Raw genomic sequence first — 23400 nt, forward strand, 5'->3', positions numbered from 1 at the left:
ATCACCCCAAACGGGGCGGCGGGAGGATGGTCGGCCGGCAGGGGTCCACTCCACGTGGGCCGAACGATGCGGTCGGCGAATCGACTCGTGCCGTCGATTCGTTCATTCTAACACATCGTGCCTGGCGACTGCGACGGCTTCCTTCCCCCCGATTTCCCTCACTTCGTTGACCTCGTTGTACGATGCGGCCCGTCTGGCCTGCATCGATCACTCAATCGTTTGAATCTCGGACGCACGATTCGGCTCACTCGAAAAGCGCGGTCGCGCGGCGTTGAAAGGTCCGAATAGCTTGACGGCCAGCGCCTGCGAATCGGCGTTGGAGCCGCTCTTGAGCTGTGCCCACTCGACGTGGGAATCAAGATACAACACGTTGATTCCGCGCGTACCGTGATTGTCGTCCGGGTTGAATTCGCGCAGGAACGCCGTGCTGGTGTCATTCAGGTTTGTCTGATCGGTCATCAGGAAAAACTCGGGCTTGTCGTCGTTGCGAAGGAGTGAAATATACACATAGCTAATATATGTTCGGCCGGCTGATTGTTCCTGGATGATGGTTCGCGGAAGATCGCGATAATGGCTGACCGGGACGGTGGGCCACTGGGGCGTATCGTTGAAGGGTCGATTGTTGATGCGATCGCTGGGACACAACAACTGCTTCGGCTCCGGCAGATAGGCCGGCGTGGGCGATGCTTCTTCCAGCGCCGGGTCGCGCGTCACCTTTCGCTCGACGATGTCCCGGATCATGCCGGAAAAGTTCGGCCCCCAATCGGCGGATGCGGCACGCTGCGCATCGCGCCTTTGCTGAAGCGAGGGGTTATCGTTGTTGGCGACCGGTTTGGCTGGGAACCAGCTCTCGTTGTCCTGGCTGTATTGCAGGAACGCCTGGCCGAACTGCCGCAGATTCGAACCGCAGACGGTTCGCCGCCCGACTTCGCGCGCGCGTCCCAGTGCGGGGACGAGAATGGAGATCAGGAGCGAGATGATCGCCATGACGACGAGCAGCTCGATGAGGGTAAAGGCCGGACGCGCGGCGTAGCGAGAAACTACTTGGCGTTGGGTGTTATTTCGAAGTAGACAGGTGGGGCGGGAGAAAGCCGACAGCCGTTTCAGTGGGCACGCTCCCGTTCGCATTTGAATCTCACCGCTGCATGGGTTAAGATTGTATCGGTAAAACCTTTTACTTAATGGAAGTATAACGTGACGCCAACGCGATTCAAGCAAATTCCGGGATCCGGACCGCCGCGGTTGATGCCAAGCCGGTACGTGGTTGTCGGAGCAATGGTTACAATCGGCCGACCATCCTTGGAATCGGTCATCGCCACGCATTGAAGCACGCACTCGACCCATGGCAAAACGAAAATCGGTCAGCATCAAGGACGTCGCCCGCGAGAGCCAGGCCTCGCTGACAACCGTCTCACTCGTTCTCAACAAACGCGATTGGCGCATCAGCCCGGCCACGCGCGAACGCGTGCTGGAGGCCGTTCAGCGACTCGGGTACCGCCCCAGTCGGATGGCGCAGGGCCTCCAGGCCCAGCGGTCAGGATTCTTGGCAATTCTCGTGCCGCAGCTTCGCCATGCGTTCGCGGACGCATATTTCGGCGAGTTGATCAGCGCGATTCACGATCAGGCGCGCGAATCGGGCTACAAGGTCATCCTCGAGGTGGCGGACGAGACCTACCTCGCCGCTTCGCAACACGTCGAGATCTTTGATCGGCACGTCATCGACGGCATGCTGTGCATGGGCGTCACGAATCGAGACGTTTATCTTAAAGACTTTGAGAAAGGCGATCGCCCCGTCCTGCTCGTGAACAACTATCTCCCCGGGCTGGTGTTGAATTCCGTGCGCTGCGATTACGTCGAAGCCGGCCGCCTCGCGGGGCATTATTTGCGTGAGAAAGGTCACCGGCACGTCGGATTGATACACGGCGCGCAGGAGGTACAGACGACGCACGATCTGCGTCGCGGATTTGAAGATGCGATCGGGTTGAACGCTCCGCTCGCCGCCGAGCTGCTTGAGGACGGCCTCTACACGGAAGAAGGCGGCGCCGAGGCGGCGATTCGCCTCGTGCGACGCCATCCGAACCTGACGGCGCTCTTTGCCGGGAATGACAAGATGGCCATCGGCGCCATTGCCGGGCTGAAAAGCATCGGCCTGCGCGTGCCCGAAGAAATCAGCGTGGTCGGCTGCGACGACATGCACTCGGCCGCGTTCTGCGATCCGCCGCTGACGACGGTGCGCACGCCGATCTACGAGCTGGGCCGGCGTGCCTGCGAGCGGCTGCTCGACCTGGTGTTCAACCGCGCGGAAGCCGTTCAGGAAGTTCACCCGGTATCGCTGACGGTTCGCAAGTCCGTCGCCGCGCCGCGTGCCTGATCGCCCCGCGCACGGCGCTCTTGAAGGCATTCAATCGCTGGAGTGAAAACATGAACAGCATTCGCTGCGGGGCCGTCCTCGCGCCGTCCGTCGTGCTGGCCCTGCTGCTGCCCGTGCGCGGCGAGCCGGCTGGCAAGGCGTCGAACGCCGAGCGCATCAACGTCGCCGGCACGTTCAACAATTGGACGACCGGCGATTCGGCGTACCGCATGACGCTTGTTGACGGGCGTTACGAACTGGTTCGCGGACTTCCCGCCGGGCGGTACGAATTTAAATTCGTCTTCAACGGCTCGTGGGATCGCCACTTCGGCGACGCCGGCAACGGCCGCGTTGAGCAACCGGGCGGGAACATCGCGCTGGTCGTGCACGCATCCGGCGCGCAGCGCATCTGGCTGGATCCGGCGGCGAGGCGATGGGGGCACGAGCGCGCCGAGCCGGCTGCTCCGTTCGCCGTCATCCGCGTGCTGCGCGGCGAGAAGCCGGGCGAGTATGTTCTCGACGGTAGTCTTTGCGAGGTTCCCCCCACGATGAAGAGAACCTTCGCATGGAAGGTGGAGAAATCAGCGGGCGGCGAGCTGGCGGTGACCGACGCGGACCGGATGCTGGCGCGCGTGACCGTTCCGACGCCCGGCGGCTACCGGATACGGCTGGCGGTCGGCGAGGGCAAGGGCGTCGATGGAGCATCGACCGTGCGGACGTGGGAGGTCCGGCCGGAGGAATTGGACGCACGGCTTCCGGCGACGGAGTTCCGCTGGTCGCCGAGCGGTTCGTGGGCGAGAAAATCGCTGCCGATCGAGCGGGTCGAGGTCGTGGGCGATTTCAACGGCTGGCGGCCCGGGTCGACGCCGATGCACGCGGCGACGCCGGCGGGCCCGTACACGGCGCGCGTGATGCTGGAAGACGGGTTGTATCAATACAAGTTTCTTGTTAACGGCGTGGATTTCGTCGAGGATCCGTCGGCCGACTCGCGCTATCGCGCGCCCGACCGCGCCGGCGGGTTCAACAGCGGCCTGCTTGTCGGGCCCGACGCCGCGCAGCTCGGCCCGGCCCGGCCCGACGCGATCGCCGCCGCCGCCGTGCAACACGACCTTCACCGAGCGAAGTACCTTTCGCCGATCAGCGACGACGTGATTCGCCTCGGCGTGCGCACGCTGGCCGACGACGTGCAGGCGATCGATGTGCTGATGCCCGGGAACTCCCCGAACGGCAAGGCGGTCGAGCCGCTCGGGGCCATCCCGATGCAGCGTGGTCCCGGTCAGCACGGATTCGAGACGTGGTCCTGTCAATTGACCGCGCGGCACAGCAGGCTTAAATACGCCTTCCGCCTGCGGGACGGCAGCGCGACGCGCACGCTGGATGCAACGGGGATACACGAATCGCCGACGGTGAAGCGTTACTTCGAGCCGGATCTCTCCATGAGTTTCAAGACGCCGGACTGGGCGAAGCGGGTCGTGTGGTACCAGATTTTCCCGGAGCGGTTTCGCAACGGCGACCCGTCGAACGATCCGCCGTCGACCGTTCCGTGGAACCATGCGTGGTTCAAACCGTACCGGCCGCGCGGCGGCAAGGGTTATACCGAGCACGGCACGCTGGAGGATTTCATTTACGACCGGCGGTACGGCGGCGATATGCAGGGGGTGCGTGAGAAGCTGGGCTATCTCCGCTCGCTGGGCATCACGGCGATCTACTTCAATCCGGTGTTTCAGGCGCCGTCGCTGCACAAGTACGACGCGAGTGATTACCGGCACATCGACGATTTCTTCGGCGTCAAGGGCAGTCTGAAGGACGTGCGTGGCGAGACCCTGGATCCGGCGACGTGGCAGTGGTCTAAGACGGATTTAGTTTTCCTCGAGTTTCTCGCCGAGGCGCACCGCATGGGCTTCAAGGTGATTCTCGACGGCGTGTTCAATCACGTCGGGCGGGAGTTCTGGGCGTTTCGGGATGTGCTCAAACACGGCAAGGATTCGCGCTACGCCGGCTGGTTCGACATCAAGAGTTTCAAGCCGTTTCATTACCAGGCGTGGGACGGCGATGACGGCTCGCTGCCGCGGCTGAAGCACGACGACGCGCTGGGGCTGGCGAAGGAGGTGCGCGAGCATCTCTTTGCCGTGACGCGGCGCTGGATGGACCCCAACGGCGACGGCGATCCGTCGGACGGCATCGACGGCTGGCGGCTGGACGTGGCCAGCGATATCAACGTGAATTTCTGGAAGGACTGGCGCACGCTGGTGAAGTCGATCAATCCCGATGCGTACATCGTGGCGGAGCTGTGGCAGGAATCGCGAGAGTGGCTGGACGGCCGCAGTTTCGACGCGGTGATGAATTATCCGTTCGCGCGGAGCTGCCAGCGGTTTTTCGTGAACCGTGCGAAGCGCATCACGGCGAGCGAGTTCGACCGGCAGTTGAAGGAGATGCAGGGCTGGTACGCGCCGCAGGTGAACTACGTGCTTCAAAATCTGTTCGGCAGCCACGATACGGATCGCGTCGCGTCGATGTTCATGAACCCGGATCTGGAGTACGATCAGGCGAACCGATTGCAGGACAACGGGCCGAATTACAACCCGTCCAAGCCGACGGCGGATTGCTACAAACGACTGAAACTGATGGTGACCTTTCAGATGACGGCCCTGGGGGCGCCGATGGTCTATTACGGCGACGAGGTCGGCATGTACGGCGCGGACGACCCGAGCTGCCGCAAGCCGATGCTGTGGGACGATCTGCCGCCGAATGACGACCCGGACGAGCGAATCGAGCCGGACGTGCTGGAGCATTACCAGTGGATGATCGCGATTCGGCACACGTGCCCCGCGCTGCAACTGGGCACGATGGAGACGTTGTGCATGGATGACGAGAAGGGCCTGTATGCCTTTTCGCGCACGCTGGGGAGCGAGTGCGTCGTCGTGGTTCTTAACAACAGCGACCATCGGCATCGATTGGATATCGCCGTGCCCTGGGCCGATGGCACGCACGTGGTTCGTCTCGACGATCGCAAGGCCTGCGAGCGCATCGAACCCGGGCTTGAACAGCCCGCGGCGCGTCCGCGCATCGTGGAGCGCAGGATCGAGGGCAAGCCGGGCACGCATCATGCGGGGATGCCGCGCGTGGAAGGCGGCCATCTGCGGGGTCTCGTGCTGGAGCCGTATACCGGCGCGGTGTTTACGGCGCGGAGGGCGGCCGGCGAGTGAGAAACGTGGCGCGGTGATGGAACCAATCGCACGATGGGCGCGGAGGATCACTGCGGCGGCGGCGGTTGCCGTGCTGATCGGCTCGTTCGGCTGGATGGGCTGGCGGCGCGTCAGCGCTGCGCGATCGCAGGACGATCGCATCGCGATCAAAGTTCTGCACTGGGGTGAAAAGACAGAAGACGATATCGTCCGCCGGCTGGTGGCGGATTTCGAAGCGCAGCCCGAGAACGCCGGTATCCGCATCGTGCGCATCAACCTCGGGCAGGCGGCGGCGGTTCGGACCAAGTTGCAGACCATGTTCGCCGCGGGTGAGCCGCCCGATGTGTTCTACCTCGGACTGGAGAACGTCTCCGACCTCGCCATGAAGCACGCGCTGGTGGACATGGAGGAATTGATCGAGGCCGATCGCGCTGCCGGGCGCGAGACGGTGAACCTCGACGCGTTTTTCCCGTCGGTCGTGCGGTGCTTTCGCGTGAACGAGGAAACGGGGGCCGTCGGTGACGGCAAGCTGGTCGGCCTGCCCAAGGATTTCACCACCGTCGGCTTTTATTACAACCGCGATCTGTTTCGCCGCGCGGGCGTGGCCGAGCCGCCGGCGACCGGCTGGACGTGGGAGCAGTTCCACGCCGCGGCGAAGAAGATCGGCGAGCTGCCCGATTGCTACGGCGCGGATTTCGTCTCGTGGGAGCAGATGGTGCGCATCTACCTCTGGACGCACGGGCATGATTTCACGTCGCCCGGCTGGACCGCGCCGTATTCGTTCAAGCATCCCGAACTTCAAGCGGCCATTCAGCAGTTGCAGGATTGGTTCAACGACGGCCGCACGCTGCTGTCGGCCAAGACGCAGATGGAGACGCTTCAGGATCCGTTCCTCTCGGGGAACGTCGGCATGGCTGGGCCGTTCGGTCGCTGGAAGGTTCCGGCGTATCGCCAGATTCGCGGGTTCGACTGGGATCTCGCGCCGCTGCCGCATGTGGAGGGCAAGCCGAAGCGGAACGGCGTGTTCACGGTCGCATGGGGCATCTCGAGCGCGACGAAGCACAAGGAAGAGTCGTGGCGATTCGTGAAGTACCTGATGAGCCGCCGCGGGCAACAGTTGATGACGCAGGCGGGTCTGGCGGTTTCGGTGCTGCGTGAGGTCGCCGAGGAATCGCTGAAGAGCGAAGGGCCGACGCGTCCTCGCAACGCGCGGCTGTTTCTTGACGCGGCCGACGACGCGCTGCCGACGGACTTTCCGGCGATTCCACAGTTTCAGCAGTTGCTGCGGGTGCGGCTGGAGGAGATTTTCAAGATCGGCCGGCCGGTGAAGCCGACGCTGGCGCGGCTCGATTCGGAATGGCAGGCGCTGGACAAGCAGTACGAAGTCGGCGTGGGCGGTCGTCCGATGCCGTGGGGCCGCCTGCTGTCCATCTGGATGTGGCCGGTTGGCGCGATGCTCGTGGCCGGCGCGATGCTCTGGTGGCGCGGTCGGCCTCGCGGCGGCGAGCTGCGCGAGGAGCGCGCTGGGTTGATGATGAGTTCGCCGTGGATCATCGGGTTCATCGCGTTCACGGCGTTTCCGATCGTGTTGTCGGCGGCGCTGGCGTTCACGCGATGGAGTTCGCTGACGACGCTGGACCGGGCGGAGTTCATCGGCTGGGAGAATTTTGTCAATCTGTGGCGGGACGACGCGACGTTCGGCATCGCGTTGCGCAAGACGGCGTGGTATGCGCTGCTGGCCGTGCCGAGCAGCCAGCTCGTGGCGTTGGCGGCGGCGATGCTCCTGAATCGCGAACATTGGTCGGTCGGCATTTTTCGGTCGATCTGGTATCTGCCTGGCGTGCTGGCGGGCGTAGGGATGGCGGTGATGTGGAAGTGGGTGTTCCACCACGAGCACGGATTGCTCAAGGCGTTGCTGGACCCGGTGCTGCCGGGTGGAATGACGACGCCCGCATTTTTTGAGAAGGACGCCGAGGCGTGGGGCGTGCCGGTCTTCGCGCTGATCAACCTGTGGGGCATCGGCGGTACGATGATGATTTACCTCGCCGGGTTGAAGGGCATTCCGAAGGATTTGTACGAGGCCGCGTCGATCGACGGCGCGTTGGGCTGGCGGCGGTTTCGACATGTGACGCTGCCGATGCTCAGCCCGGTGATATTTTTCAACGGGATCATGGCGATCATCGCGTCGTTTCAGGTGTTCACGCAGGCGCACGTCATGACCGGCGGCGGCCCCGGCGATGCGACGCGATTCTACGTCGTCTATTTGTACAACCAGGCGTTTGATTTTCACGAAATGGGCTATGCCTCGGCGATGGCGTGGCTGCTGCTGCTCATCGTGCTGGCGTTGACGTTCGCCCTGATGTGGGGCACGAAGCGATTCGTCCACTACGAAGGATTGAAGGCGTAAGGCGATGTTCAAACCGTTGCGACAATCCACCGCCCTGGTCGTGCTGCTGATCGGCAGCGTCGTGATGCTTTTCCCGTTCTGGTGGATGCTGGTGACGAGCCTGTCGCGCGCGGAGGAGGCCGGCGCGTCGGCGTCGGTCAGCGGGTTTCGCTGGTGGCCCAGCGATCCGCAATGGAGCAACTACCCCGACGCGCTGGCGCGCATGGGCAGCAAGCCGTGGTACGGGTTTCTTGACGCGTTGAGCAACACGGTCGTGGTCACGTCGTTGAGCGTCGTCGGGCAGGTGCTTTCGTGCAGCCTTGTGGGCTATGCGCTGGCGCGGGTGCGCTTTCGCGGGCGCGGCGCGATGTTCCTCGTGATGATCGCCACGATGATGTTGCCGGCGCAGGTGACGATGATCCCGCTGTTCATCCTGTTCCGCTGGTTCGGCTGGGTGGACACGATCCTGCCGCTGGTGGTTCCGACGTTCTTCGGCACGGCGTATTTCATCTTCATGTTCCGCCAGTTCTTCGCGCAGATTCCCGAGGCGCTGCTGGAGGCGGCGCGGATCGACGGCTGCGGGCACCTGCGCGTCTGGTGGCAGATCATGCTGCCGTTGTGCAAGCCGGTGATGGCGATCACGGCGATCTTCACCTTCATCGGCGTGTGGAACGATTTCCTCGGCCCGCTGATTTATCTGCAAAGCGAGGATCGCATGACGCTGGCCGTCGCGCTGAACTCGTTTCAGAACCAGTACGGGGATTTTCGCGAGGCGCATTACCTGATGGCGGCGAGCATCGTGACGATGGTCCCGTGCATCGTGTTGTTCTTTGTGGCGCAGCGGCAGTTCGTGGCCGGGCTGATCCTGGGCGGGGTGAAGGAGTGACGCGCGAAGCTGATCTTGCAGGGTTCGCGTGCATTGACGCGGTCGCGCGCCGCGCGTGGTTTGACCGGCGGGAAACGCGCCGGTACATTGCACGGCTGTTTCCATTCGTGAGAGACCGGTTCGCGCGGTGGGCCGAAGGGTCCGCCGCGTTGTGTTTGCGGGGAAAGTGGGAATGACCACAACGCGTTACGGCGGCCTACCGGCGGCGATCACGGTGCGCGAGCGCAGCGGCTGGCAATCGCTGGGCAACATCACGTCGTACCGCACCGAGGACGACGCGCTGATCATCGAGTGCGGCGAAGCGCGCGTGTGCTTGAGTGTGGAGCGTGAGGACATGATCCGCGTGCGGCTCGCGCCGCGCGGGCGATTTCGGCGGGATTTCTCCTGGGCCGTGCAGCCCGATGCGGTGACGCGGGTGCCCTTCGGCCTCGAGGAGCACGACGAACACCTCGAGATGGTGACGGATCAGCTTCGCGTGCGCATCGCGCGGCGGCCCTGTCGCATTTCGTTCCATACGAACGAAGGCGACCTCATCGCGGCCGACGACGCCAGCAAGGGCATGGCGTGGGACGGGCCGGAGATTCGCTGCTGGAAGGCGTTGCATGGCGACGATCATTTCTTCGGCCTCGGCGAGAAAGGCCCGCCGCTCGACAAGCGCAACGGCGCGATCGTCAACTGGAACCACGACGCCGCCGAGCACGAGCCGTACACCGATCCGCTGTATCAGACGCATCCGTTTGTGATCGTGCTGTCGCGCGGGCAGGCGCACGGGCTGTTTTTCGACAACACGTACCGCACGTTTTTTGATCTCGGCAAGACGTCGCGCACGGCGTGGTCGTTCGGCGCGGACGGCGGGGAGCTGGATTATTACTTCATTCCCGGGCCGACGCCGTGCGAAGTCGTTCGGCGTTACGGTCGGCTGGTCGGCACGGCGCCGCTGCCGCCGATGTGGGCGCTGGGGTATCAGCAATGCCGCTGGAGCTACGAATCGGCCAAGCGCGTGCAGCGCATCGCGAAGGAGTTCCGCCTGCGGAAGATTCCGTGCGATACGATCTACCTCGACATCGATTACATGGACGGCTACCGCTGCTTCACGTGGGATCCGAAGCGTTTCGCCAATCCGTCGGCGTTGCTGGCCGGTCTGGCGCGACATGGGTACAAGACGGTTGTAATTATAGATCCGGGCATCAAGGCCGAGCGCGGCTATTCCGTCTTCGAGAGCGGCGCGGCGGGCGATCATTTCTGCCGCGACGCCGACGGGCACGTCTACGTCGGCAAAGTGTGGCCTGGCGAGAGCGTCTTTCCCGATTACACGCGCGAGGCGACGCGCCGGTGGTGGGGAGATTTATACAAAAGTCTAATCGCCGACGGCGTCACCGGCTTCTGGAACGACATGAACGAGCCGGCCGACTTCACCCATGGCGACGGCACGATCCCGCTCACGGTTCGCTTCGACAACGAAGGCGAGCCGACCGACCATCGCGAGGCGCACAACGTCTACGGCATGCAGATGGCCCGCGCTACCTTTGAGGGCATGCAGCGCCTGCGACGCGGCGAAAGGCCTTTCGTGCTGACGCGCGCGGGCTACGCCGGCGTGCAGCGCTACGCGGCCGTGTGGACCGGCGACAACGCTTCGACCTGGGATCACCTTCGGATGAGCATCCCGATGCTGCTGTCGATGAGTGTCTCGGGCGTGACGTTCTGCGGAGCCGATGTCGGCGGATTCCGGGCGTATCCCTCGCCAGAGCTGTACACCCGCTGGCTGCAACTGGGTATTTTTTATCCGCTTTGCCGCACGCACACGGCCGGCGGCGCCGAGCAGGACCCGTGGTCCTTTGGCAGGCGGCACGAGCGAATCAATCGCTCCGCCATCGAGTTGCGCTACGCCTTGCTGCCGTACCTGTATTCCGAAATGCAATACACGACCAAGTCCGGCGCGCCGCTGCTGCGGCCGGTGTTTCTCGACTATCCCGAGATGGTGGACGTGCACAAGATCGAACACGAGTTTCTCTTCGGGCGGCAGTTGTACGTCGCGCCGGTTGTGCACGAGGGGGCGAAAGAGCGGAAGTTCCGCCTGCCGCCGGGCGAGTGGTACGGCTTTGACGACGGCGCGCGGCGCACCGGCGACGCCGAGCACAAGATCGCCGTCGATCTCGAAACGATTCCGATGTTCGCTCGCGCCGGCGCGATCATTCCCATGCGCCGCCCGGTGCAGTTCGTCGATGACAAACCCCTGGCCGAGTTGATTCTTTCGGTCTTTCCCGGTCGCGGGCGTGGCTGCTTTTACAACGACGACGGTCGTACCTATGACTATCAGAAAGGCCGCTACCTGCTGGATGAATACGAGACCTTCAGCGAACAGGACGCGATGGTTCTGAAGCTTGTCCGGCGCACCGGCCGCGACGCGTTCGCGCCGAAGACGGTTCTGGTGAAGTTCAACGGCATGCTGAAACCGCCCGCGGCGGTGGAACTGACCGGCCGGGAGCTGCCGGAATGCAAGGACACGCGACGGTTCGAGCGCGCGGCCGACACGTGGCGGTACGACAAGAAATCGCGGGCGCTCTGGGTGCGCCTGAAGCGCTTCAACCCCGGCGACGCCTTGGCGGTGATCCGCAAGGTCTAACGCTTTGCAATTCCTGACGAGTCCCAACGCAGGGTGCGTACTCGACGCATCGAGCCAGCGCACACGCGAAAGGGCCGCCGCGCCCGGTCGACCCGCCGTGAAGCGTGCGTCAATTCCCCTTAATTCACTTGTGGTATGATGTTCCCGGCGGGTTCCATTTGATGATCCTCGCCGCGGTTGCCAATCGGCTACACCAGGAGCCTATCATGTCGCAGGAGCAAGCCATGTCGACGGAAGAGTTCATGAAGCAGCAGTACCTGACGCTTCGGGATGAGATTCGCACGAGCAAGGCGCGGATATTCGCGCTGCTGGTGATCGGCACGCTGCTGATCCCGGCGGTGGGGTACTTCGCCCGCGAATCGGTCGGGATGTACGCCTCGGCGTCGATGCCGTTCGTGATCATCATCATGATGATCGCGTTCCTGATGGAACAGAACAGCATCATCCGCGCGGGGCGCTACCTCAAGCTGCACGTCGAGCCTCACATCGAGGGCATCGTCACGTGGGAGGAATGGCTGGAGAGCAACCGCAGGCTGCGCGATACGGATCGCTATTTCTTCGGCAGCTTTCTGCTGGTGTTCTTTCTGTTTTACGCGATCGGCGCGGGGGCGGCCGTGCAGGGGCTGGCCGAGCAATGGCCCGAGCACTACTGGTACGGCGCGGCAGCTTACGGCGTCGGCGGATTGTGGTTTGTGATTGTCTTGATCGGCCACTGGCACTCGTGCACGTCGACGAAGTGATCATCAACCGCGGCGGCGGTGAATCTTCGGCGCGACGTGCTCGAACGGATGCTCCAGCAGGCACGCCGCCGCGGAGCGATCATCGACCAGGAGGTAGCCGCCCGGGCGGATCACATCGATCACGTGTTGCATCGCACGCGGCGGGTCGCTTGATCGACAGATCACGTTGAAAGCAATCACAACCTCGGCGAGCAACGGCGCGGCGGATGCATCGATCGCCGCAGGCGTGATCGGTTGCGTGGCGATGTCCATTTGCAGGCGCCGGACGCCGGGCAGGTCGCGTGCGACGGCTTCCAGAACGCGGGCCGAGCGATCCACGACGGTCAATTCAAACGGCATCGACAGCGTCGCTTGGAGTTCGACCGGCTCCAGCGAGCGTAGCGATGCAAACGGCACGCGTCGCACGACCTGGTCGGCGTAGCGTGCCACGTCGGCGATGAGCTGTCGCAGCGGCCCGGCTCGTCGCGAGCCGTCGCTCAAGAAGGGCGCGGCCAGGCGCGTGACCGCGCCGGGGCCGATGAGCACGATCGCGGGGTGTTTCACGCCGTCGGCGCGGAGCAGTTCATCCAGCGTGTGAAATACTGACAAGTGTCGATTATGCCAGGAGGTGGAGCCGACGGAATCCATTGGCACGGGGTCGCGCGACGCCCTACGGCACGAGCTTGAACCTGACGGTGTTGCTGTTGATCTTCTGCGCGAGGACGTCCTCGACTTCGACCTTGATCGTGTACTCGCCCTCGCCCAGTTGCCTGGGGATTTTCAAGCCGTTCTCCGGGTAGCCGAAGAAAAAGTCCGATCGGCGGTCGCGCGAGATGTCCTCGACGTTCTCGATCTTGTCGGTCCAGCGCTCGCGCCCCTCCGGGTCGATCAGGCTGAACCGCAGCGACAGCAGCGTGCGGAACTGGCCCGACTCGGTCCGCTCGCACTTGAAGTTCTCAATCGGCACGTAGAGCAGGAACCGCGATTCGGCGCCGACCTTGAACGTCGGCGGGTCGATCGGCTCGTACTGACCGAACTGCGAGATCGACCGGCAGATGACGACCTTGCTGACCCGCAAATCGGCCCGCTCGGCTACGAGGTGTCGCAGTTTCTCAATTGCCTCCATCTGGCGATTGGCCCACGTCGCCGGGTCGCGCTGGGCGCTGGATCGCGCCGTCATCAGCGCCGACAGCTGCGCCCGCATGATCTCCAGCACGTCGGCGTTGATGCCGTCGATGGCGGCAAGGGCTTTCTCATCCTGCCCGCTCGCGAGGTACAGAATCCGCAGGCGGAACTGCTCCTCGATGTTGTTGGGATCGGCCGCGACCTTCGCCTCCTGTTCCTCGATGCGTTGCTTGAGCGTATCGACGATCACGGTCTCCTTTTGCGGCGACAGGCTCGCGGGAGTCGATGGGCCTTCGGCCCGTGCGTCCGGCGTTTTGGCCATCGGCTCATTCGACGCTTCGACGCTCAAGTTCGTGATGACCGGCGGGCGCTTCGTCGCAGCCGGCGCGGGATCAGTTTTCGCATCCGTCAATAATGAGGCGGCGGACGATTCGGCTTCGCTCGCGTCCACCTCATCGTCGAACGGCTCATCCTCCGTCACGGGCTTGTTTGTCGCGCCCGGCGTTGCATCCGTCGGCTTGTTCGCCGGATTGGCTCGGTCCGCGCCCGGTGCCGTCGGCTTCTTCGCGCCGTCGTCGCGCTGCATCGCGGGTTGCGGCTTCACGAGCGGATCGTTCGCGTCGCTCGGATCCGCCAGTCGAGGTCGGCCATTGTCGGCGTCGCTCGTCGGCGATTCATTCTTCGTCGGCGTCGAGCCGGGTTCCGCCGTGCGCGCGCCGTATACCGGCGACCCATCCGACGAAGCAGGCGGCGACATTTTGCTGTCATCCGTCAGCGTGCGATCCGGGCCGGTATCGCCGTTGCGATGGCGCGTGGCGGTCTGTTGAATGCGCGCGTGGCGATTGGGGTCTTCCTGCCGACGGATCTTGGAATTGAAATCGTTGCTTTCGTAGCCCGGCTGGTAGCGCGGATTCATCGAGCTGACGTACTGCTCGACTTTCTGATCCACTTCGCGCGCTTTGGCGTCGTCGGCGCCGGTCTTGGCCGGCGCGGCCGCGGCGGCTTCGCCGGACGAAGGCCGATCGGTGCCGGCGGTCGCGCGCGTCCTGGGCTTCTCTTCTTTCTTCTTCATGCCGAACCAGTCCCAGTCCGACATCGCTCCGTCCGAGCACCCTGCGATCACGCCGATGCATCCGGCAACAACCAGCAATCCCAAGCGCGTATTCAACATTCGCGACATAACCAGCGTCCTCAAGCAGTTCGTCAGACTCGCGCGGCGGGCCGGGCAGGCCGGCTCAAACCGATGACCAGTTTCTCTACGTTCGTTCTCACGTCGCCAAGACCGGTCTTGGCGTCGAGGTCGATTTTCAGCAACTTTAACAGATGATCGTACCATTGGGCGAGGGGAAATCGGGCCAACTGCTGTTCGAGGCCGTAATCGCTCCAGATTCGCAGCCGCCGAGCCGCTTCCCTCGCGGTGACGCCCTGTTCCACGAGGTGCTTGGCTTCGGCCAGGCGACGAAAGGCATAGGCCAGCCCGCCGACCGCCCGGTAGGGCGCGCTGCGGTCGGTGGCGAGCACCTGATCCCAGATGGCGAGGGCCGCCGGGGCGTCGCCGCGCGTGATCGCGTCGGTGATTCGGAAGATGACTTCTTCTCGGGTCGCGCCGACCATTTGCTCAACGTCCGCTTGGGTGATCGCCGTGCGCGGCGCGACAAATGACGCCAACTTGGCCAGCTCCATGTCGAGAATGCCCAGGCGCGCACCGACCAGCTCGGCGAGCCGGCGTGAGGCGGCGTAGTCGAGCGAGACGCCGTAAGTGGATTTGGCCCGTGCGACAATCCACGCGGGGACATCCTGCGGCTTGGGCGGGTCGCAGGGAATGTTGCGGCCGATTTTCTCGACCAGCTTGTAGAGACGAGTGGTTCGCTGCCAGGTTCGGCAGACGAGAATCAGCACACCGGTGGGGGTCGGCGCGCCGAGGTACTTTTCCAGCAATTCGCGGTTGGTGATCTCCGCTTCGGGGTCGCTCTTGAGCAGATCGTCCGCGTCGCGCACGAGGACGACGCGTTGCGGCGCGAGCAGCGACGGCGTGCGAAGTTCATCCAGCACCGTGGTGATGGTCGTCGTGGGGCCTTCATACTCCGCCAGCGCCATCGAGTCAGGCTGGTCGCCGAGCAGGTCGCGCAGGATGCGCTGCAAGGCTTCAAGCCGCAGGAACGAATCCGACCCAAAGATGACGTATACCGGCAGCGGGCCTTTCGTCGCCTCGGTGGCGATGGGTGGGGGAGTGGATTTTCGCGTGGCCACGGTTGGGCTTTCGTCAGGGTGCGGCAACGGCCGGGCGCGGCGGATACAACTCCAGCCGCTTTTCGGCTCGCCGGCGTGCGTCGGGGTCGGACGCGGCATGGGTCGCCGCGCGGGTCCACGCTTCGCGAGCCGCGTCGCGGTCGCCGCTAAACAGGGCGACGTCGCCAGCGGCAAGCAGCCCCTCCACGTCGTCGGGGGCGGCTGCGAGTACCGCGTCAAGCGTCCGACGAGCAGAGTTGTAATCGCCTCGCCGCGCTTGAACAAGGGCCAGCCCGCGGAGCGACGGCACGTGTTGCGGCGACTTGGCCAGCGCAGTCTTGAAGGCGCGCTCGGCGTCCTCCAGCCGACCTTGGAGAATGAGAATCCCGCCCAGATCGTGCCAGGCGTCGAGCAGGTTCGGGTCGAGTTTCAGCGCTTCGCGCAGCCGCACGACCGCGAGATCGTATTCCCCGCGAAGCCGATGGTACGTTCCCAGATCGAATCGCTTTTTCGCGTCGCGGCTGGTCTTCACATCGACCCGCGTCGCGCCGGCATCCGGCTCGCCGGCAGGAGTGAGAGGCTCCGATCTGCGAGGACCGGCTTTCATGCGCTGCGACTCGCTCGCGCCGCGTTCGGTTCCATCGGCAGAGAGCGAATCCACCATATCCGAATCGGCCGCTGCATCGTCCGCGCCGCGGACCCGCGCGCCATCGGCCGTAATCAGAAGCCGGTCGGAGATGTACTGACCGACATTCCCCGCGCGGTCGCGCGCGGTCAGGCGAATCTCCACTCGGCCGCTCACGTCGCCGGGCACGGTCCAGCGGTACGCGCTGATATCGGGCAGCCCCTCGGCAATTCGGCGGTAGGTCTTTGAGGTCTCGGTCCGCCAGTCGATGGCGACGGGGCGGTCGGCCATCGCCGCGTCGGCTGCGCGCCAGCGAAGATGCACTTCTCGATTCACCGAGAAATCCGGGTCGGCCGTGAGGCTCAAGAGTTGCACCTCCGGCGACGTGGCATCGACGCGAATAAAGGTTTGCGGCGCGATGCCCGGCCGGGGGGCGTCCGAGGACGGACCCGCTTCGTTGTGCAATACGAGGAACAATCCGTATTCACCGTCGCCGGGGAGCGCGCAGCGAACCGCACCGGTATCGAGCGTCGCATCGTGGGCCTTGGTCCAGGTGCGACCGTGATCCGTGGTGAACCACAACTCGGCGGAGGTGGGGGCCTCTTGACCATCCATTGTCTGAAAGCCGACGCGAACGGTTCGTGATTTGACGATCGGCGGCGTGGGTGCGGCGTTGGGCTTGGTCTCCGACGTTGCCTTCTCGCCGTCACCATCGGTTTGCTCGACCAGCGGAGCTTCGGGCGACTCGAAGGTTTCCGGGCGATTGGGAAGGGGGGTTGCGTTTGCGAGCGTTCCACCTAGCGACCGGATGAAAATCGCGAGAATGACAAACCGGGCAATCACCATGTGCATGAACTTTTCAAGCGGATGTCGGATCGTGCAGGCGTCGCGCGAAATGCGGCCGACTCCTTCGTTACCTTCTTATCGGGCAAACATGCTCCTCGTGGGCAGTCTGCGAGCGGTCGGGACATCACGTCAACGAGGCATTTCATAGGCGCTGTTCGTAACCGCGCCCAACCGGAACGAGTTAACGGTACTCCGAGGCCGATGCGCCGATAGGAATGGCGTTACAGACCCTGTCACGATGCCTCCCGCGCACGTCGCCCGGTAGAAGTCAACCCGGCAGAGCTGCCATTCGATGAAGGCTCCGTTGGCGGTCTGGTCTGCATTTTCAATACTGAAAATGGGGCCTGGCCGGCCGGGCGAACAATGCCGCCATGCGACGAGGGTATCAGGCCGTCGCGAATCGGACGCCCGGAGCGGATTCACACAAGCCGGCGAATCATCGCTTCGACCGGCGCAGGTGGGGGGACGGGGCGATGGGGCACGAACTTCTTCGCAACCAGATCGCCGTTCAGGCGAATCGCGCGACGCGTCTTCAATTCACTTTGGGCACAACGGGCTCAACGGCGCTCCTTCGAGTAGCAATCATCGTCTTGGCGAGCCTCACGGTCGGATGTTACCCCGCCCGTGATGCCGACATGGCCATGTCACCGCAATCCAAGCCGATGACGGGCTACCGAAACTACCCCTCGCCGGGCAATCGGTCCTCATCGGGCGGCTCGACGTCATCCGGTTATCGAAATAACAACGGCACAAGCAGTGGATCGATGGGCTATCGATCACCGAGCAAGAGTGCTTCACCGGGAACCTATCGTGCGGCGCCGAACCGCGCGAACGCGCCCCGCAATCTCAACGCGCCCTTGCCGGACCTGGTTCCCGCACGACCCGGCTCGCCGGTGTATCGCAACACGCCATCTACGCCCCCTCCCCAGCCGGACAGCGGCTGCGGATCATGTCCCGGTGGGCGGGCCGCACCGGTTGATCCTCCCATGCGCGAGCCGGCGCAAAAACCGGTGGACGCATCCGATGATGATCGCCATCCGAGCCGGTGGAAAAAGAAGCTCAAGGCGCATTACGCATAATCGGCTGCACGGGCCGGTAGGCCGGCGCGCCGGGGCTGATCACGGTTTATTGATCGGAATCGTCTGCCCGCTGATGTATCGGCAGGCCGGTGAGAGCAGCGTCTCCACCAGTGCCGCCACGTCGTCGGGAGCGAGGGTTTGTTCGGCGGGGTATTCCGGAAACGCGCCGCGCAACATCTCGGTTTCGACGGCCCCGGGCGCGACGGCGTAGGCCCGCACACCGTGCGGCGCGCCCTCGACCGCCAGGCCACGGGTGTATAAGTTGACAAAAGACTTCGTTGCGCCGTACGCCGCCAGCCCCGGGAACGGATCGAACGACGCCATCGACGAAATGCTCACCACCGCGCCGCGCCGCCGCACGAGATCAGGCCAGGCCGCCCGCGTACACAGATAAACCGAGCGAACGTTGGCCGACAGCAGGTGTTCAAACGCCTCCGGTTGCAAGTCCGCCAGCGTACTTAAGTACGCGAACCCCGCGTTGTTGATGAGCACGTCGATCGGCCCAAACGTCGCACGCGCTTCCTCCGCGATCCGCTGCACGTCGGCGTCGTTCGACACGTCGCCCACCAGCGCCAGCGCTCGGCCGCCCTGTTGCGTCACCAAGTCGCGCGTCTGCTGAATTTGATCGGCGCTGCGCGAGACACATGCCACGCTCGCCCCGGCTGCCGCAAGCCGCCGCGCGATGGCCCGGCCGATGCCGCGCCCGGCGCCGGTGACCAGGACCGTGCGCCCCGCCAGCGATGGTTGGGTCAATTCAAGTGACACGGCCATTCTCCGCATCCGCTCGCCGACTGGTCACGCTGATTTCGATCAATTCGCGTCGCGTGCCGAGTCGGTCCGTTTCGGCTGACGGCGCAGCTGAACGACTCGAAGCGGCGCACCCGCAGGATGTACCGCAGGCTGACGGACGGCGCAGCGCCTGCACGATTCGGACGATCAGGGCGACCGCAGCGCACGCGACGATTACGAGGGCGACCACCGTTTGCATGAGGAGATTCTACGCACGCGCGAAAGACCCCGCCACGAACCCACCTGGCTTTGGCGAACCTCCCCGCAACCGGATAAAATGCCGCGACGCATCGTCGCAACGCAACGTTGTTCTCAAGGAGCTCACGCATGAACGTCGCCGAGTTGTTGGCCAATCGACTGCACCTCGCCCGCCAGTGGACGCTTAGCCTGCTCGGCGACCTTCCGGAATCGTCGTGGTATGACTGCCCGATCCCGGATTTCGGCCATGTCGCGTGGCAGGTGGCGCACCTCGCCGTGTCGCAGATCGGGCTGGTCCACGTGCGCTGCTTCGGCAAGTCATTCACCGACTTCGCGCCGGAGCCGTATCTGAAGCTGTTCGGGCGCGCGTCGAGGCCCACCAACGGCCCGGCGGGTTATCCCTCGCTCGGCGAGATCAAGACGTTTTTCCACAAGACGCAGGACAGCACCCTGCAACTCATCCGCTCGATGGATGACGCCATGCTGTCACGCCCGACAGCCGGCGACCCGCACCCGATGTTCAGCGACTGCGCCGGGGCCGCGGCGATGGCCGGCGCGCATGAGACGTTTCACGGGGGGCAGATCGCGATGATCCGGCGGATGCGCGGACTGGCACCGCTGCGGTAGTCAATCTCGTTCACAAAGGGTGATCGCTCGGATCGAGCGAGTCGGGGTTATTCGCTACGCCGTACGAGGTCGTCGAGCAGATCGTCGGTCACGGGGATGAACCGACCGCCGGTGGCGTTGGCGATGGGCGAGAGGTCCTGCTCGGCCGCCTGCCCCAGCGCGACGACGTGCGTGATCGCGCCGGACTGCTCGGCCGCCTGCGTCAGCAGGGCCATTTGCTCGTTATCGACGGGCTTGCTCAACAAGAGGAAAAGTTGATCGGCATACCAGCCGCGCGTGGTCAGGAGCGCGCGGGGCAGATCGGTGTCGCCGGTGGGCACACGGGAGACCAGGACGCTGCGGGCACCCTCAAGATCGCCCGACGGCTCGGCCACTTCGACGATGTTGCTGCGGTCTCGATTGGCAGGGCGGACGATGCCGAACCGCCGACCCTGGAGATGTTCCGAGCGGGTCAGCGAGTTCGTCACGGCGGCGAGTCGGTCAATGTACGGAGCCATCGTGCGATCGTTGTCAACGACGAGGCCGATGGTCTTGCCCTCGAGCGGCAATCCGAAATAAGTGGTTTTGGGATTGGATTCGAGGATGGCCGTTTTCGGATCCCACGGGGCGGGCGGCGAGGGCTCAACCGGCGTCGCGCTGACCGGTGGCGTCATGGCGACAATTGTCGGCGGCTCGCTCCGACCTTCGCCGGTCCACAGCCACACCGTCAGGCCGACGCCGATGAACAGGCACGCCGCCGCTCCACCCGTGAGAAGTTTGGCCGTCAGCGTGCGAGGGAGATAACTCGCTGACGCCCATCGTGTCGGCTTCGCAGCCTGGCTGCCCGAGGAACGAGCGGGGGCGCCGGCGCGGGATTTGATTCGGTTCGGCGTGGCGGCCGCGAGAGGCGGCATGGCGGGGCGCTGCGAAGGTCTTGCAGCGGCTTCAACACCGGCGCGCGGAACGTGTAACACATTTCGACAGCGCGGACATTTGCAGCTCGCTCCGGCGAAGACCGGATCAAGCGAAAGATCCTTGCCACAGGATGTACACTTCATCCGCAGCGGCATAGAGATACCGCTCCTGACGAAAGGCATTCCCACCTGGGCTTGGCAGACTGACGCCTTTTTCGCCGCGGGATTCTAGCCAGTTGCGGGAGAGGTCAGACGACGGCTATCCGCAACACGTGAATTGCAAAGGCCTTACCGCACGACGATTCTGCCACGACCCTACCCTTCCACACGCCAAATATACATGAAACGGGGGCCTCCTGTAAAGAGCGAAGGCAGTTGAAAGTTGAAAACGTTAACATTGGCCGGGCTTTCCGGCCCGCCGCGGGCGTAGATATTCGGTGTCCAATCCAACGGGCGATGGTAAACCACGACGTTGGCACGCTTTATGTTGGCGCGGGTCTTCGCGGCGGTCAGGGCGTCGTCCAAGGTCCCGATTCGATCAATCAGGCCCGCCTCCAGGGCCTGCTGGGCGTTGTAGACCCGGCCGTCGGCCAGTTTCACGATCTGCTCGCGCGTCAGCTTCGGCCGCCCGGCGGCGACAATATCGACAAATTGATTATAGAAGCCGTCGACCAGGTCCTGAAACACCTTGCGCTCTTCGGGCTTCATTTTTCGCAGCGGCGAGCCGGCGTCCTTGAAGGCGCCCGACGTGATTGCGTCCGTCACGACACCGATCTTGCCCAGCGTGCCCGATACATCCATCATCTGCATGATGACGCCGATCGAACCGGTCACGCTTGTGCGCTGCGCGATGATCTCATCCGCGGCGCACGAAAGGTAGTACGCACCGCTCGCCGAAACATCCTGAAAGTAGGCGATCACCGGCTTGCCGGTCTTCTTCCGAAACGCGAGGAGTTCCTCGTACATCGTGTCGCTCGCCGTCACGCTGCCGCCCGGCGAATTGATGCGCAGCACGATGGCCTTGACGCGGTCATCCTTCGCCGCGGCCTGGAGTTTTTCGACGAGAAATGAAACGGGATGCTCGCCTTCGGAGAACAGACCCATCTGGTGGCTGTTCATCAGAATGCCGGAGACTTCGATCAGCGCGATGCGGTTGGATTCCCAGATCGACTCGGTGATGACCAGGCGCTCCTTGAGCGACAGGTCGGCCGGAAGCGCCGTGACCTTGAAGCTGCCGGTCGGCGCGCAGCCGACGATGCACAGCATGAGTACGCCAGGCACGCAGAGCACGACGCGACGATGAAAGCATGGAACCATGTGGGGTGATCTCCTTCCACTCTATATCGGCGGCGGCTTGACTGGCGGCCGAACAGAAGGCCTCGATCGGGCCGTCGACGAGGATTCTAAGTGGAGCCGCAGAATGATTCATCGGGTGTGGCACCCGCCGCGGCGGGTGAATCACAGGCGAGACGCCAGTGCCACAGGTGAATGCTGATCGCGGCTTCACTTAGTCATCGGCGGTTGTCGGATCGTGCCGCGCTGGTTAACGTACCCAGGATGGCAGCAAGTGATCGGACGATGTTTGAGATTTATCGCGAGGCGGGGTACGGCCGTGCGTATCGCGTGGTGTACTTCACCGAGCTGGAGGAGAAGAACAAGGAGCAGGAGATCAACCGGGCGATGGCGGGCGAGCACGTCTTCGACGGGTTTCTGCTCGACTTGAAGAAAGAGACCGGCAAGGCGCGCGTGGCGGAAATTCTGACGCGGCTCAACGCGGGGGAGGCGCTGGGGTCGGAGGAAATCGCGGCGCAGCTGGAGGGATTCTTGGCGTAGGGCGCGTTCATCGCCTCTTGGAGCGTCAAGACGCTCCCTCCGGCGGGCGAAGTGACGCGTCGTCTCCTAACGTCTATTGCAATTTTGCAATTGGCTTTTTCATTTTGGCTTACGGCAGCGCCATCATGTAGGCGTGCCAGCCCGGGCAGTTCTCGGCGCGCTCGGCCCGGCGAAAGACGCCGTTGCCCTCGCCGTCGCGGCCGGTGCCTTCCCAGTAGACGTGTGACGATTTGAAACCTGCGGCGCGAAGGCAGTCGCGGATGCCGCCAATCGTCCACAGCCGCCAGTCGTAGGTGAAGGCGCGCTTCAGCTTCGTGCCATCGGGAAACTCAAAGTGAATGTGGCAGATGGCGTCGTCGGTGGTCGGGTTGTAGGCGGCCTGATCCCAGACGTAGGTGAACCCCTTGTAACGTGTGCGCTCCTGCATGACTTTCTGCGATTCCCAGCCGCCGTAGGAGTCGAGCACGAACAGCCCGTCGCGCGCGAGCGAACGGCGCACCTGCGTGAAATACGCCGTCAACAGCTCGGGTGTTTTGAAAACGAAGAAGCTGAAATTGAACGCGCCGACGACTTGGACCTTCGGTTTCGTGACGTGCAGCACGTTGCGCCGCAGCAGGTGAATACGCCTTTGCTGTTCGGCGGACAGTTTCGAGAGATTGTTCCGGCGGCCCCATGCGAGCGTGTCGGCGCAGAGGTCCACGCCCCAGGCGACGTTGTCCCGCCGCCGCCGTACCCATTCGCAGGAGATCAGCGCCGTGCCGCAGAAATCCTCGCGGAAGCGCGTTGGAAGACGCCCGTATTCTTTCCGATAGACGCGGTCGATGAAATCAATCTCCGCTTCGGGCGATTGAACCGATTCCTGGTAGAGCACGAACTTGTCAGCCGTGCGTGCGGTGAACTTTGCCATGCGTGCTTCGATCCTCTATTGGCTGCGATCCCCATGCTGCTTCGCGCCATGCTTCGTTTCAACGATTTCCGTCGCTCCTGAAACGGGGACGGGAAAGTTA

General features: G+C 63.9%; 18 protein-coding genes. 9 read left to right on the forward strand and 9 right to left on the reverse strand.

The features are described from left to right. Nucleotides 1-207 precede the first annotated feature (207 nt). Entirely contained in the window at nt 208-1128 is a 921-nt protein-coding gene (locus HRU71_11935) for a type II secretion system protein (GenBank protein QOJ04148.1), read from the reverse strand. Nucleotides 1129-1342: 214 nt separating this feature from the next. Here HRU71_11935 and HRU71_11940 point away from each other — a divergent pair, with 214 nt between their 5' ends. From HRU71_11940 to HRU71_11965, 6 genes are all read left to right on the forward strand, one after another. Continuing rightward, nucleotides 1343-2371 (forward strand): LacI family DNA-binding transcriptional regulator, encoded by a 1029-nt coding sequence (locus tag HRU71_11940; GenBank protein QOJ04149.1) that lies wholly within the window; start codon nt 1343-1345, stop codon nt 2369-2371. 50 nt (nt 2372-2421) lie between these two features. Further along, a complete protein-coding gene (locus HRU71_11945) occupies nt 2422-5556 on the forward strand; it encodes an alpha amylase N-terminal ig-like domain-containing protein (protein ID QOJ04150.1) in 3135 nt (1044 codons plus the stop codon). A 13-nt stretch (nt 5557-5569) separates the two neighbouring features. Next, nucleotides 5570-7942, forward strand: coding sequence for an extracellular solute-binding protein (locus tag HRU71_11950; GenBank protein ID QOJ04151.1), 2373 nt, complete (start codon nt 5570-5572; stop codon nt 7940-7942). A gap of 4 nt (nt 7943-7946) precedes the next feature. After that, on the forward strand, nt 7947-8807 hold the full coding sequence (locus HRU71_11955; protein ID QOJ04152.1) for a carbohydrate ABC transporter permease: 861 nt from the start codon (nt 7947-7949) through the stop codon (nt 8805-8807). A gap of 172 nt (nt 8808-8979) precedes the next feature. Continuing rightward, on the forward strand, nt 8980-11430 hold the full coding sequence (locus tag HRU71_11960) for a DUF4968 domain-containing protein (protein ID QOJ04153.1): 2451 nt from the start codon (nt 8980-8982) through the stop codon (nt 11428-11430). A 206-nt stretch (nt 11431-11636) separates the two neighbouring features. Further along, the gene (locus HRU71_11965; GenBank protein ID QOJ04154.1) at nt 11637-12170 is read left to right on the forward strand and encodes a hypothetical protein; all 534 of its coding nucleotides are present in this window, start codon (nt 11637-11639) and stop codon (nt 12168-12170) included. 3 nt (nt 12171-12173) lie between these two features. On the opposite strand, the gene HRU71_11970 is transcribed toward HRU71_11965, so the two are convergent. The 4 genes from HRU71_11970 to HRU71_11985 form a co-directional block, all read right to left on the reverse strand. Continuing rightward, nucleotides 12174-12758, reverse strand: a complete 585-nt coding sequence (locus HRU71_11970) for a methyltransferase domain-containing protein (protein QOJ04155.1) — start codon at nt 12756-12758, stop codon at nt 12174-12176. Between the two features lie 61 nt (nt 12759-12819). Then, nucleotides 12820-14454, reverse strand: a complete 1635-nt coding sequence (locus HRU71_11975; protein ID QOJ04156.1) for a hypothetical protein — start codon at nt 14452-14454, stop codon at nt 12820-12822. Between the two features lie 23 nt (nt 14455-14477). Then, nucleotides 14478-15524 (reverse strand): DNA polymerase III subunit delta, encoded by a 1047-nt coding sequence (holA, locus tag HRU71_11980; GenBank protein QOJ04157.1) that lies wholly within the window; start codon nt 15522-15524, stop codon nt 14478-14480. Nucleotides 15525-15537: 13 nt separating this feature from the next. Further along, the gene (locus HRU71_11985) at nt 15538-16980 is read right to left on the reverse strand and encodes a tetratricopeptide repeat protein (GenBank protein ID QOJ04158.1); all 1443 of its coding nucleotides are present in this window, start codon (nt 16978-16980) and stop codon (nt 15538-15540) included. A gap of 365 nt (nt 16981-17345) precedes the next feature. Between HRU71_11985 and HRU71_11990 the strand changes: the two genes are divergently transcribed. Next, nucleotides 17346-18053: a hypothetical protein gene (locus HRU71_11990; GenBank protein QOJ04159.1), complete on the forward strand. Its 708-nt coding sequence runs from the start codon at nt 17346-17348 to the stop codon at nt 18051-18053. Nucleotides 18054-18092: 39 nt separating this feature from the next. On the opposite strand, the gene HRU71_11995 is transcribed toward HRU71_11990, so the two are convergent. Next, nucleotides 18093-18824, reverse strand: a complete 732-nt coding sequence (locus tag HRU71_11995) for an SDR family oxidoreductase (protein ID QOJ04160.1) — start codon at nt 18822-18824, stop codon at nt 18093-18095. A 345-nt stretch (nt 18825-19169) separates the two neighbouring features. On the opposite strand from HRU71_11995, the gene HRU71_12000 reads away from it, so the two are divergent. Beyond that, complete coding sequence (locus HRU71_12000) at nt 19170-19667, forward strand: DinB family protein (GenBank protein ID QOJ04161.1); 498 nt, start codon at nt 19170-19172, stop codon at nt 19665-19667. Between the two features lie 47 nt (nt 19668-19714). Here HRU71_12000 and HRU71_12005 read toward each other — a convergent pair whose 3' ends face one another. Beyond that, the gene (locus tag HRU71_12005; GenBank protein ID QOJ04162.1) at nt 19715-20560 is read right to left on the reverse strand and encodes a hypothetical protein; all 846 of its coding nucleotides are present in this window, start codon (nt 20558-20560) and stop codon (nt 19715-19717) included. A gap of 315 nt (nt 20561-20875) precedes the next feature. Then, the gene (sppA, locus tag HRU71_12010) at nt 20876-21877 is read right to left on the reverse strand and encodes a signal peptide peptidase SppA (GenBank protein QOJ04163.1); all 1002 of its coding nucleotides are present in this window, start codon (nt 21875-21877) and stop codon (nt 20876-20878) included. A 261-nt stretch (nt 21878-22138) separates the two neighbouring features. On the opposite strand from sppA, the gene HRU71_12015 reads away from it, so the two are divergent. Then, nucleotides 22139-22393, forward strand: coding sequence for a hypothetical protein (locus tag HRU71_12015; protein ID QOJ04164.1), 255 nt, complete (start codon nt 22139-22141; stop codon nt 22391-22393). A 109-nt stretch (nt 22394-22502) separates the two neighbouring features. Here HRU71_12015 and HRU71_12020 read toward each other — a convergent pair whose 3' ends face one another. Next, nucleotides 22503-23300 (reverse strand): class I SAM-dependent methyltransferase, encoded by a 798-nt coding sequence (locus HRU71_12020; GenBank protein QOJ04165.1) that lies wholly within the window; start codon nt 23298-23300, stop codon nt 22503-22505. Between the last annotated feature and the right edge of the window lie 100 nt (nt 23301-23400).

It is taken from the genome of Planctomycetia bacterium, assembly GCA_015200345.1.
GTDB lineage: Bacteria > Planctomycetota > Phycisphaerae > UBA1845 > UTPLA1 > PLA3.